Origin of the sequence: Mesorhizobium sp. M7A.F.Ca.CA.002.15.2.1 (assembly GCF_003998715.1) — a bacterium.
GTDB classification, from domain to species: Bacteria; Pseudomonadota; Alphaproteobacteria; order Rhizobiales; family Rhizobiaceae; genus Mesorhizobium; species Mesorhizobium ciceri.
In genome coordinates, this window is sequence record NZ_RZPI01000116.1 from 1 (window position 1) to 10,729 (window position 10,729).

The following is a 10,729-nucleotide window of genomic DNA, read 5'->3' on the forward strand; positions in this document are numbered from 1 at the left end:
GCCAAGGCGCGCGCCGTGGCGGCCGCGGAAGCCGCCGATCATGCCCGCGATGCGGAAGTGCGGATGGCCGGCATTCTGCAAAGCCAGGCCGAAATGCAGGGCCGCATGGGCGCCATTGCGGAAGTGTTCGGCGCACGGCAGGCGGAACTGACGCAATCGATCGGCCAACGCCTCGACGCCATGACCGGCCGGCTCGGCCAGACCATGACCGAGCAGACCAAATCCACGCATGAGAGCCTGGCCAAATTGCAGGAACGGCTGGCGATCATCGACGTCGCGCAAGGCAACATCCAGTCGCTCGCCGGCCAGGTCGTGCAATTGCAGGCGATCCTCTCGAACAAGCAGACGCGCGGCGCGTTCGGCCAGTCGCGCATGGAGGCGATCGTTGCCGACGGCCTGCCGCACGGTGCCTATGAGTTCCAGGCGACGCTGTCGAACGGCAGCCGGCCCGACTGCCTGGTGAAGATGCCGAACGGCGCGCCGTCGCTGGCCATCGATGCAAAATTTCCGCTGGAAGCCTGGAACGCCATCCGCGCCGCCGATGGCGCCGATCTGCAGAAGGCAGCTTCGCAGGCCTTCCGCCGCGACATCGAGATCCATGTCCGCGATATCTCGGAAAAATACCTGATCCAGGGCGAGACGCAGGACACTGCCTTCATGTTCGTGCCGTCGGAATCGGTGTTCGCCGAGATCCACGAGAATTTCGAGGCGATCGTGCACAAGGCGCACCGTGCGCGCGTCGTCATCGTCTCGCCGTCGCTGCTGATGCTGTCGATCCAGGTCATCCAGGCGATCCTCAAGGATGCCCGCATGCGCGAACAGGCGCACCTGATCCAGGGCGAGGTCATCCGGCTGATGGAGGATGTTGCGCGTGTCGATGAGCGGGTGCGCAAGCTGCAGGTGCATTTCGGCCAGTCGGCCAAGGACATCGACGACATACTGGTTTCGACGTCGAAGGTCACCAAGCGCGGCCAGAAGATCGAGGCGCTGGAATTCGGCGCGCAGCCCGACGGCGATGCCGCCGTAGACGCCGCGTCACGGGCTCCCGCCGCCAAGGTCGATACCGGCGCGCGCGTTGCCGATTCGAAAACCGGGCAGCTCAGGCTGAGGGTCGTCGAAGGCGACGATTGAGGCGCGGTGCCGGACCGGCGCTACTGCTCCTCCAACGTGGTCATGCCCTGAAATTCAGGCAGCCAGTGCAGCGCCGAGCGGTGCCATTTCTGCTGTGTCGGGATCAAATCCTGGCGCTGCCGCGCGGTCCCCACGCGAATTCCATAGACCTTCGGACCATCTCCGACAGACGTGGCGTAAAGATGCGAACCGCAGTCGGCGCAAAAGGCCTGGGTGCGCTTGGCGCCGCTCGCCACGATCTTGATGTAGATTTTCGGCGTGCCCTTGGTGATGCGATAGTTGCTTTCCGGCGCCGGAACCGTAAGGCGAAAAGCCGTGCCGGTCAGTTGCTGGCAATCCGTGCAGTGGCAGATCGTGGTCTTTTCCGGATCGACCTCCGCCTCGTAGGTGATGGCGCCACAATGACAGCCGCCGTCTATTCTCATCTTCGTTCCTCCAAAGCCCCTTCAATCTAGCGGCGCAAGGCCGTGAGGCAATGGCACGGTTTTAGTCCAGGGCAGGATCGGATGCGGAATCGATCAGCCTGCGTCGCTGCTCCCAGGTGCCTGACGTCTGCGGCTTGACGAACAGCCGTGTGATCTCCGGCATTTCCTTCTTCAACTGCGCCTCCAGGCGCTCGACGCAAGCTTCGATCTCGGGCGCCGTCAAATGGTCCTCGAACTCGATGCTGAGCCCGGCGACGATCTCTGTCGGCCCCATATGGACGGTCAGGACGCCGTTCGCCCGCTGCACCGCCGGATCCTGCTGGGCGATCGCCAGCACTTTCATCTGCACCTCGGGCGACGCCGGCTCGCCGATCAGCAGGCCCTTGCTTTCGCGGGCCAGGAAGATCGCGGTCGCGCCAAGGATCAGTCCGATGCCGATCGAGGCGGCGCCGTCGAGCTCCGGCATCTCCAGCAGTTCCGCTGCCAATATGCCGGCGAAAGCGACGATCAGGCCGAGAAGTGCCGCACTGTCCTCGAACAGCACGGTGTAGACGCTCGGATCCTTGCTCGACTGCACGGCCTGCAGCCAGCCTTGCCTGCCCTTCTGCCGGCGAAACTCCTTCAGGGCGACCCACCACGAACTGCCTTCGAACAGGAAGGAAAGGCCCAGAACAATATAGTTTACCTTGGCGTTGGCGACCGGCTCCGGCGCCATGATATGGACCACGCCTTCGTAGAACGACACGCCGGCGCCCAGCGCGAAGACGAGGAGCGCGACGATGAAGCTCCAGAAGTAGAGTTCGCGGCCGTGGCCGAGCGGATGCGTGCGATCGGCAGGGCGAGCGGCGCGGTGCATGCCGTAGAGCAGCAGGCCGCCATTGCCGGTATCGACCAGCGAATGGACGCCCTCCGACAGCATCGCCGAACTGCCGGTAAAGGCGGCGGCGGCGAACTTGGTCAGCGCGATGGCGAGATTGCCGGCGAGCGCCGCGTAGATCACCTTTTTTGAGCCGCCGTGCCCGGCCATGGCATTTGCCCCCGTTCAAGGCGCAGTCTAGCGGCCAGGCCGCTAAAGCTCCACAGGCATCACACCGCGCGAATGTCGGGTCGTCCACGGCAGCGGCCATGAGAGATCCGGTCTATGGAAAACGGCGACTACTCGATGATCTCGCTGGTCCACACCTTGAAGCCGGCAAGCGTTCCCGGGCCGAAAATATGGGTCAGCGGCACGTCGGCGGCGTCGCGGCCGGAGGCGATCAGGATGCGGCCGATGCGCGGTGCATTGTTGCGCGGGTCGAAGACATGCCAGCGGCCGCCGAGATAGACTTCCATCCAGGCGCAGAAATCCATGCTTGCCCATGGCTTCGGCATACCGATGTCGCTGATGTAGCCGGTGCAATAGCGCGTTGGGATGTTGAGTGCCCGGCAGAAGGTGACGGCGAGATGCGCGTAGTCGCGGCACACGCCGCTCTGTTCACGATAGGCTTCCGCCGCGGTGCGCGTCGGCCGTGCATTGCCGTAGTTGAAGACGATGTGGCTGTGGACGAAGTCGCAGACCGCCTGCACGCGCGGAATACCCAGCGGCGTGTTGCCGAACAGCCGCCACGCCTCGTCAGCCAGAAGGTCGCTTTCGCAAAAACGGCTGGGCAGCAGGAACAGCAATGTGTCCGCCGGCAGGTCGCGCACCTCGTGCTGCCAGGCCATCAGGTCGCCCATCTCGAAGGTGCCGGGGTCGCGGATCACCGCGTCGGTGCCGAAGGTGAAGCGCCCGGGCGGCGCGACAAGCCGGTTGCACCAATTGCCGAAACTGTCGCGATAGCTTTCGATCGGCACCGGCGGATTGGAGATCAGGAAATCCGGCCGCTCGAGATCGGAGGCCCGCGAATAGTGCACATTCAGCATCGCGATGAGCGGCGTTTCCTGCGGAAAGTCGAAGCTCATCTCGCAGCCGATGTGGATTCGCATTGTCGTCCTGACGGCCTGCCTGACGATCACCCGGCGAAGCTCGGGTCGATGCTGCAGTGCGAAAATGACCATGGCACGGACCGCCATGGTTTACGAGCAAATTAGAGCAATTCCAGGAAAAGTGTGAAGCGGTTTTCCGTCCGGAATTGCGTCAAAACAAAGAGTTAGAGCAATTCACTGTTTCCGCGAAACGGTGAATTGCTCTAGAAACCGGTTGAAAGCGATCCGCTGTCGGCGGCAACAGTCGCTAACCCCTTGCGGTCGGGCGGTTCTCTTGTTTCACTTGGCTTCTCACATCAGGAGGAACGAATCATGGCTAAAGGTGCGATGAAGGCAGGCAAGGAAGCCCGCAAGCCGAAGAAGGACGCCAAGAAGCCCGCTCCGGCTCCGGCGCTGAAGGCGCCGCCGGTCAAGGCGATGAAGCTCAAGGACAAGTAGGTCCGGCGATCCACTTCGCAATAAGATTACGGCCGGCGACACTTGTTGCCGGTCGCTGTTGATCGAGCGCCCGAAATTCTTATATTGGCGTGGCGGGGGCGACCTCGCGCTTCCCCAAATCCGGACGGGACGACCCGCCATTGTTTGACTGATCGTCGGACGCCGAAGTCACTTTTCGGTCCGATGCTCTGATGGAGCGTTGTCGATGTCGTGGATTCTTCTCTTTTTCGCTGGCTTGTTCGAGATCGGCTGGGCAATCGGCCTCAAATACACCGATGGCTTCTCGAAGCTGGTGCCGACCGTGCTGACCGTTGCCTCGATGGTCGTCAGCCTCACTCTGCTCGGCCTGGCGCTGAAGGCGCTGCCCGTCGGCACCGCCTATGCGGTGTGGACCGGCATCGGCACCGTCGGTACGGCACTGCTCGGCATCTGGCTGCTCGGCGAACCGGCCACCGCGATCAGGCTGGCCTGCATCGCGCTCATCGTCTGCGGCATCATGGGGCTGAAGTTCGCCGCCTGACGGTAACGCTTAGGTCTCTTGGTTTGCGCATGTCGTCCTCCCAGAGCCGGGACCAGGGCGACATGCATGGGACAAACACGTTCAGGGCCGCTGCGAGGCGACCCTGGTTCTCGAAGCAGATTGCTCCGTAGCCGAGAGCTAGCGGGCGGAGAAGCCCGGAGGCGTCCTGCCGGTACGCTGCTTGCGTGCCGCATAACGCGCGTCACGCTTGGCCTTGCGTTCGGCTTCGTCGGCCAGAAGACGGGCGATGCGCTCGTTCTCTTCGGATTCCCGAATCTTGGCCTCGGCCTGTGCAGCTTCCTCGGCGGCGATACGTGCCGCTTCGGCTGCTGCCTCGCGCTCGGCCTTCTCGACCGCTTCGCGTGCCAGCTTCTCCTGCTTCAGCCGGGCCTTTTCGGCCTCGCGGATTTCGCGGGCCGCAAGGATAGCCTTGCGTTCAGCCTGCCGCGCCAGCACTGCGGGATCATCCGCCGCCGGCTTTGCCTTGAAGCGCTCGAGGAGCGCCTTCTTTGCCTCGTTTGCGGCATTGCGCCGCTCGAAAACGTCTTTTTCCCTGTAGATAGCCAAGTCCACTTCCCTGAAGTCAATTCGCGACGCTTACATACGCGCGAAAACCGAGAGTTCAAGCGCCAAAACGGCATGGCAGCCATGAAATTGTCGGCTGTTGCACTCGGGAGACGCCTTTGGAGCAATTCCAGGAAAAGTGTGAAGCGGTTTTCCGTCCGGAATGGCGACGAAGAGATAGAGCCGAAACCGACATGCACTGTTCACCGTCCGCCCCACTGGCGGCGCGGCTGAGGCGTCGCTACGTCTAACCCGAAAACCCAACACCAGGATGACATCAAATGGAACTCGGTCTCTACACATTCGCCGACGTCAGCCCGCAGCCGGGCCCCGGTGCCATCGGCCCGCATGAGCGGCTGCGCAACCTGATCGAGGAGATCGAGCTGGCCGACCAGGTCGGCCTCGACGTCTTCGGCCTCGGCGAGCATCACCGGCCCGACTATGCCGCCTCCGCACCGGTCGTGGCCCTGGCCGCGGCGGCCGAGCGTTCGAAGCGCATCAAGCTGACCAGCGCGGTCACCGTTCTGTCTTCCGATGACCCGGTGCGCGTTTTCCAGCAATTTGCCACGCTCGATCTTCTGTCGGGCGGCCGCGCCGAGATCATGGCCGGGCGCGGCTCGTTCATCGAATCCTTCCCGCTGTTCGGTTTCAACCTCGAGGATTATGACGAGCTGTTCGCCGAAAAACTCGATCTGCTGCTTGCCATCCGCGACAGCGTGAAGGTCACCTGGTCGGGCAATCTGCGTGCGCCGATCAACGATCGCGGCGTTTATCCCCGGCCCTTCCAGGACAGGCTACCGGTCTGGATCGCCATTGGCGGCACGCCGCAGTCTGCCGCCCGCGCTGGCGCGCTCGGCCTGCCGCTGGCGCTCGCCATCATTGGCGGCGAGCCGGCGCGTTTCGCGCCGCTGTTCGATCTCTACCGCGAAGCCGCCAAGCGCGCCGGCAGTGATCCGGCGGGCCTTGCCACCAGCATCAACGTGCACGGCTTCATCGCCGAGACGACCGAGCAGGCGGCGGACGATTTCTACGGCCCGCAGGCGGAAGTGATGAATCGCATCGGCCGCGAGCGCGGCTGGGGTCCGACCTCGCGGGCGCATTTCGACCAGTCGCGCGGCCCCACAGGCGCCCTGTTCGTCGGCAGTCCCGAGCAAGTGGCTGAAAAGATCGTCGCCCAGCACAAGATCTTCGGCAATGACCGCTTCCTGCTGCAGATGGCGATCGGCACCATGCCGCACGCCAAGATCATGAAGGCGATCGAACTCTACGGCACCAGGGTGGCGCCGATCGTGCGCAAGGAAACAGCCAAGCCCGCCACAGCCGTCACGTCGCCGGCAGCCTGACCCGGAGCCGGCGCGAGCGGCCTCAATCCCGAAGCCGGCTCATGGAACCCTCGCCCGTAACTCTGCGTTTCATGGAGGCGATTGCCGTGCGAAGGGGCGCCGGCTTGAGGGGTGACCATGAAAACCGAACCCACAGCCTGGGGACAGGACGTTTCCGATGAACCGGATTCGCGCGTCGCGGCTCGCGCCGACACGCGTCTGATGCGCTCGTTGCTGATCGGCATCTTTCTCTTCATGGCCATCTACGCGCTCTATTTCGCCCGCGCCTTTTTCATGCCAGTGCTTCTGGCTTTCCTGCTGGCGCTGACGCTGACGCCGATCGTCCGGCTGCTGCGCAAGCACGGTATCCCGGAAGTGATCTCGGCAACCCTTCTGGTGCTGTTGTCCCTTTGTGTGTTCGCCACCGCCGGCTATCTGCTCAGTGGCCCGATCATCGATCTTATCAACAACACCTCGTCGATCGGCCAGAAGCTCACCGAACGGTTGGCGCAATTGCGACAGCCGCTCGAGAAGATCATGCAGATTTCGCATCAGATCGAACAACTGACCGAGACCTCGCAGGAGTCCGGTATTCAGAAGGTGGCGGTGGCGCAGTCCGGCATCCTGTCGGCGGCCGCCAGCAACATCCTGTCGGCGGGAACAGGCCTCACCATTATCTTCGTGCTGTCGCTGTTCCTGCTCGCCTCCGGCACGATGTTTTATGAAAAGATCATCCAGTCCTTCGCCAGCCTCAGCGAAAAGAAGCGGGCGCTGCGCGTCGTCTATGACGTCGAACGCGAAATCTCGCACTATCTGCTCACCGTCACCATCATCAATGCCGGCCTCGGCACGGTCATCGCTCTCGGTCTTTGGGCGCTCGGCGTGCCCAATCCGCTGGTCTGGGGCGTTGCTGCCGCCCTGCTCAATTTCCTGCCCTATGTCGGAGCACTGATCACCATCGTGCTTGTCACGGTCATGGCGTTGATCAGCTTCGATACCATCTTCTACGCGCTTCTGGCGCCGGCCTTCGTGATCTTGTGCGACATCGTCGAAGGCCAGTTCGTGACGCCGATGGTGGTCGGCAGGCGCCTCGAGATCAACGCCGTGGCGATCTTTATCGCCATCGCCTTCTGGTCATGGCTGTGGGGTTTCGTCGGCGCCCTGATGGCGGTGCCGCTGCTGGTCGTCATCAAGGTGTTCTGCGATCATTTCGATGGGCTCAGCCATGTCGGCAATTTTCTCGCCGCGCAGCACGCGGTTGTCGTCGAGGAGGACGACATCGCCGACCCCGAAGCTGTCAAAGGCTGATCAATATTTTTGAATTTGCGGCGCCGCCGGATGCTTCCTACATGCGGTCCTGACACAGGATCCCACCCATGACCGCTCTTTCCGTTCTCGACCTGTCGCCGATCGTCGAAGGCAGCGATGCCTCGCAGTCGCTGGCCAACTCGCTCGATCTTGCCCGCCATGCCGAGCGCCTGGGCTACAAGCGTTTCTGGCTGGCCGAGCATCACAACATGCCGGGTATTGCCAGTGCCGCCACAGCCGTCGTCATTGCCCATGTCGCGGGCGGCACCAAGACCATTCGTGTCGGCGCCGGCGGCATCATGCTGCCCAACCATTCGCCGCTGGTGATTGCCGAGCAGTTCGGCACGCTGGCCGCATTGCATCCGGGCCGCATCGATCTCGGCATCGGCCGGGCGCCCGGCACCGACATGGGTGCCGCCCGCGCCTTGCGCCGCAATCTCGAGGCCGGGGTCGACAATTTCCCGCAGGATGTCGTCGAGCTGATGGGCTATTTCCAGCCGGCCGAGGAAGGCCAACGCATCCGTGCCGTGCCCGGCGAAGGCCAGGGCGTGCCGGTCTGGATCCTCGGCTCCAGCCTCTACGGCGCGCAGCTTGCCGCCATGCTCGGCCTGCCCTATGCCTTCGCCTCGCATTTCGCGCCGGCGGATCTGGATCACGCGCTGGATGTCTACCGCTCGCGCTTCCAACCCTCCGAGCACCTCGACAAGCCGCATGTCATGCTTGGCCTCAACGTCTTTGCCGCGCCCACCGATGCCGAGGCTCGTTTGCTGTTCACCTCGCTGCAACAGGCTTTCGTCAATCTGCGCACCGGCCGGGCCGGACGGCTGCCGCCACCTGTCGAGAACTATGACCGCGATCTCGATCCGATGGCAAAGACCATGCTGGGCCAGGCATTGTCCTGCGCCGTCGTCGGCTCCCCGGAAACGGTGCGGCAAGGCATCGATGCTTTCGTGCGCCGCACCGGCGCCGACGAGCTGATGGTCACCGCGCAGATTTTTGATCATGCGGCGCGGGTGCGGTCGTTCGAGATCCTGGCCGAGGCGCACAAATCGCTGTCGCAGGCGGCCTGACAAGTTCTGGTACGATATATGCTGGGCGAAAAACTATGCGCTCACGCTCTGCGCAATCGCCCCGAGCGGGCGGCATGAATTGCGGATCATCAGCCGGCCCTTGAGCAAAAGCTTGCGCGGCGGCGCGTCCCTGTTGCCGGCGAGACGGTCGAGAAGCAGATTGGCCGCCTGTTCGCCGATCGCCTGCACCGGCTGCGCGACGGTGGTCAGCTGCGGCTGAAACACGTCGGACCATGGAAAGTCGTCGAAGCAGGCAACTGAAATGTCTTCCGGGCAGGACAGGCCGATGTCGCGGATCGCCTTCATGGTGCCGATCACCATCGGGTTGTTGGCCGAGAAGATCGCGCTTGGCCGATCGTGCGAGGACAGCATCTGCATGGTCGCGTTGTAGCCGTCGATCTCGTGGAAATTGCCGAAGCGGATCAGCTCCTCCGCGATCGGCAGGCCGGCGGCGTGAAGCGCCTCGCGATATCCCGCCATGCGGTCATGCATCGGCGAAATGTCCGACGTGCCGGTGATGTAACCGATGCGCCGGTGGCCGAGATTGATCAGATAGGTGATGGCGTCGAACACCGCGCGCTGGTTGTCCAGCACCACGGCATCGGTGTCGACGCCTTTGCAGATACGATCGAGCAGCACCACCGGCACGTTGGCGTCGTCGACGATCCGCTTGAGGATCGCGCCGTCGCCGACGCGCGCCACGATCAGCCCGTCGACCATGCGGTCGAGCAGCAGCTTGATCTGATCGTCCTGGGTGTTCAAATCCTCGTCCGTGCAGCACAGCATGACGGCATAGCCGGCCCGGTCGAAGGCCTGCTGGATGACCGAGACGACATCGGTGAAGAATGGGTTGGTGATGTGCGGCACGGTCAGTCCGATCGTGCGGGTCGTGCCCATCTTCAGGCTGCGGGCGATCGCGTTGCGCTTGTAGCCGATATCGCGGATCGCCTGTTCGATGCGCTGGCTAAGCTCCGGACTGACCGTCGCCGTGCCATTGATCAGCGCCGAAACGGTGGCGACAGAAACACGCGCCGCTTCAGCCACATGAAGCATGGTGGGCGCGGTGGATTTCCGGTGTTTTTTTTGCCCTGATGCTGTCATTTTCGAAACGTTTCGCCACCCTTGCCGGCCAATACGTACGGAATCCTGTCCTTTTTAGCAAGAATCGAAATGCAGTAAACATGCGGTACCTCATATCAGCTTGACATGATCGAAACGTTTAGATTAGCGTTTGCGGGAAGTTGACGACGACGGAAGGGAGGCCGCCATTGTCATGCGAGAGAGCAGTTCCCTTTCCCCGCAGCACGGCGCTGCCGATCGGTCGGACACCGTTCTGAGCGCCGAGCATATTTCCAAGAGCTTCGGCGGCATCGCCGCCCTGGTCGATGTCGGCTTCGAGCTGCGGCGCGGCGAGGTTCATGCCTTGATGGGCGAGAACGGCGCCGGCAAGTCGACGCTGGTGAAGATCCTCTCCGGCGTCTACACCGGCTATGAAGGCACGGTCAGCGTCGATGGCCACCCTGTCAATTTCGCTGGCGTACGCGACGCCGAGGATGCCGGCATTGCCATCATTCATCAGGAGCTCAACCTGGTGCCCGAACTCAGCGTCGCCGACAACATCTTCCTTGGCCGCGAGAAGCTGATCGCCGGGCTGATTGTCGACCGCAAGGCAAGCAGCCGCGCGGCGGGCGCTTTGTTGCAGCGGCTCGGCATCGAGCTCGATCCGCAAGCCCGCGTCGGTGCCCTGCGTGTCGGCGAGCAGCAGCTGGTCGAGATCGCCAAGGCGCTGTCGATGTCGGCACGCATCCTGATCATGGACGAGCCGACCTCGGCGCTGTCGCCGGCCGAATGCCAGCGGCTGTTCCGCATCATCCGCCAGCTTGCCGAGAGCGGTGTCGCCATCGTCTACATCTCGCACCGCATCGACGAGGTCATGCATCTGGCCAGCCGCGTCACCGTGTTTCGCGACGGCCGCCATGTACCTGT

General features: G+C 63.2%; 12 protein-coding genes. 7 read left to right on the forward strand and 5 right to left on the reverse strand.

Annotation, left to right across the window (positions count from 1 at the left end; translation table 11 throughout):
- The coding region (locus ENZ74_RS09600; RefSeq protein ID WP_164760982.1) for a DNA recombination protein RmuC at positions 1 to 1,131 on the forward strand (1,131 nt) is incomplete at its 5' end.
- 20 nt (positions 1,132 to 1,151) lie between these two features.
- On the opposite strand, the gene ENZ74_RS09605 is transcribed toward ENZ74_RS09600, so the two are convergent.
- From ENZ74_RS09605 to ENZ74_RS09615, 3 genes are all read right to left on the reverse strand, one after another.
- Positions 1,152 to 1,556 carry a GFA family protein gene (locus ENZ74_RS09605; protein WP_013528467.1) on the reverse strand — a complete coding sequence of 135 codons (405 nt, stop codon included), beginning with the start codon at positions 1,554 to 1,556 and terminating at the stop codon, positions 1,152 to 1,154.
- A 61-nt stretch (positions 1,557 to 1,617) separates the two neighbouring features.
- Positions 1,618 to 2,583, reverse strand: a complete 966-nt coding sequence (locus ENZ74_RS09610; protein WP_013528466.1) for a cation diffusion facilitator family transporter — start codon at positions 2,581 to 2,583, stop codon at positions 1,618 to 1,620.
- Between the two features lie 128 nt (positions 2,584 to 2,711).
- On the reverse strand, positions 2,712 to 3,521 hold the full coding sequence (locus ENZ74_RS09615) for a transglutaminase family protein (RefSeq protein ID WP_027161100.1): 810 nt from the start codon (positions 3,519 to 3,521) through the stop codon (positions 2,712 to 2,714).
- A gap of 312 nt (positions 3,522 to 3,833) precedes the next feature.
- Here ENZ74_RS09615 and ENZ74_RS35690 point away from each other — a divergent pair, with 312 nt between their 5' ends.
- Together ENZ74_RS35690 and sugE are read left to right on the forward strand one after the other, a co-directional pair.
- On the forward strand, positions 3,834 to 3,959 hold the full coding sequence (locus tag ENZ74_RS35690) for a hypothetical protein (protein ID WP_013528464.1): 126 nt from the start codon (positions 3,834 to 3,836) through the stop codon (positions 3,957 to 3,959).
- 205 nt (positions 3,960 to 4,164) lie between these two features.
- Positions 4,165 to 4,479 carry a quaternary ammonium compound efflux SMR transporter SugE gene (sugE, locus tag ENZ74_RS09625; protein ID WP_013528463.1) on the forward strand — a complete coding sequence of 105 codons (315 nt, stop codon included), beginning with the start codon at positions 4,165 to 4,167 and terminating at the stop codon, positions 4,477 to 4,479.
- 138 nt (positions 4,480 to 4,617) lie between these two features.
- Here sugE and ENZ74_RS09630 read toward each other — a convergent pair whose 3' ends face one another.
- Positions 4,618 to 5,046, reverse strand: a complete 429-nt coding sequence (locus ENZ74_RS09630) for a DUF6481 family protein (RefSeq protein ID WP_013528462.1) — start codon at positions 5,044 to 5,046, stop codon at positions 4,618 to 4,620.
- Positions 5,047 to 5,324: 278 nt separating this feature from the next.
- Here ENZ74_RS09630 and ENZ74_RS09635 point away from each other — a divergent pair, with 278 nt between their 5' ends.
- The 3 genes from ENZ74_RS09635 (at position 5,325) to ENZ74_RS09645 (ending at position 8,743) form a co-directional block, all read left to right on the forward strand.
- Entirely contained in the window at positions 5,325 to 6,386 is a 1,062-nt protein-coding gene (locus ENZ74_RS09635) for an LLM class flavin-dependent oxidoreductase (protein ID WP_013528461.1), read from the forward strand.
- A gap of 117 nt (positions 6,387 to 6,503) precedes the next feature.
- Positions 6,504 to 7,673 (forward strand): AI-2E family transporter, encoded by a 1,170-nt coding sequence (locus ENZ74_RS09640; protein ID WP_013528460.1) that lies wholly within the window; start codon positions 6,504 to 6,506, stop codon positions 7,671 to 7,673.
- A gap of 68 nt (positions 7,674 to 7,741) precedes the next feature.
- A complete protein-coding gene (locus tag ENZ74_RS09645) occupies positions 7,742 to 8,743 on the forward strand; it encodes an LLM class flavin-dependent oxidoreductase (RefSeq protein WP_063169731.1) in 1,002 nt (333 codons plus the stop codon).
- Between the two features lie 33 nt (positions 8,744 to 8,776).
- Here the strand turns inward: ENZ74_RS09645 and ENZ74_RS09650 are convergent, their stop codons facing one another.
- Positions 8,777 to 9,796: a LacI family DNA-binding transcriptional regulator gene (locus ENZ74_RS09650; protein WP_013528458.1), complete on the reverse strand. Its 1,020-nt coding sequence runs from the start codon at positions 9,794 to 9,796 to the stop codon at positions 8,777 to 8,779.
- 220 nt (positions 9,797 to 10,016) lie between these two features.
- On the opposite strand from ENZ74_RS09650, the gene ENZ74_RS09655 reads away from it, so the two are divergent.
- On the forward strand, positions 10,017 to 10,729 hold a 713-nt coding region (locus ENZ74_RS09655; RefSeq protein ID WP_164760983.1), incomplete at its 3' end, for an ATP-binding cassette domain-containing protein.

What these genes read in the sequence shown, in the direction of transcription:
- ENZ74_RS09650 (WP_013528458.1), bottom strand. Translation starts at nt 9,796, where the DNA reads ATGCTTCATGTGGCTGAAGCGGCGCGTGTTTCTGTCGCCACCGTTTCG.
- ENZ74_RS09635 (WP_013528461.1), top strand. Translation starts at nt 5,325, where the DNA reads ATGGAACTCGGTCTCTACACATTCGCCGACGTCAGCCCGCAGCCGGGC.
- ENZ74_RS09645 (WP_063169731.1), top strand. Translation starts at nt 7,742, where the DNA reads ATGACCGCTCTTTCCGTTCTCGACCTGTCGCCGATCGTCGAAGGCAGC.
- ENZ74_RS09610 (WP_013528466.1), bottom strand. Translation starts at nt 2,583, where the DNA reads ATGGCCGGGCACGGCGGCTCAAAAAAGGTGATCTACGCGGCGCTCGCC.
- ENZ74_RS09605 (WP_013528467.1), bottom strand. Translation starts at nt 1,556, where the DNA reads ATGAGAATAGACGGCGGCTGTCATTGTGGCGCCATCACCTACGAGGCG.
- ENZ74_RS35690 (WP_013528464.1), top strand. Translation starts at nt 3,834, where the DNA reads ATGGCTAAAGGTGCGATGAAGGCAGGCAAGGAAGCCCGCAAGCCGAAG.
- sugE (WP_013528463.1), top strand. Translation starts at nt 4,165, where the DNA reads ATGTCGTGGATTCTTCTCTTTTTCGCTGGCTTGTTCGAGATCGGCTGG.
- ENZ74_RS09640 (WP_013528460.1), top strand. Translation starts at nt 6,504, where the DNA reads ATGAAAACCGAACCCACAGCCTGGGGACAGGACGTTTCCGATGAACCG.
- ENZ74_RS09615 (WP_027161100.1), bottom strand. Translation starts at nt 3,521, where the DNA reads ATGCGAATCCACATCGGCTGCGAGATGAGCTTCGACTTTCCGCAGGAA.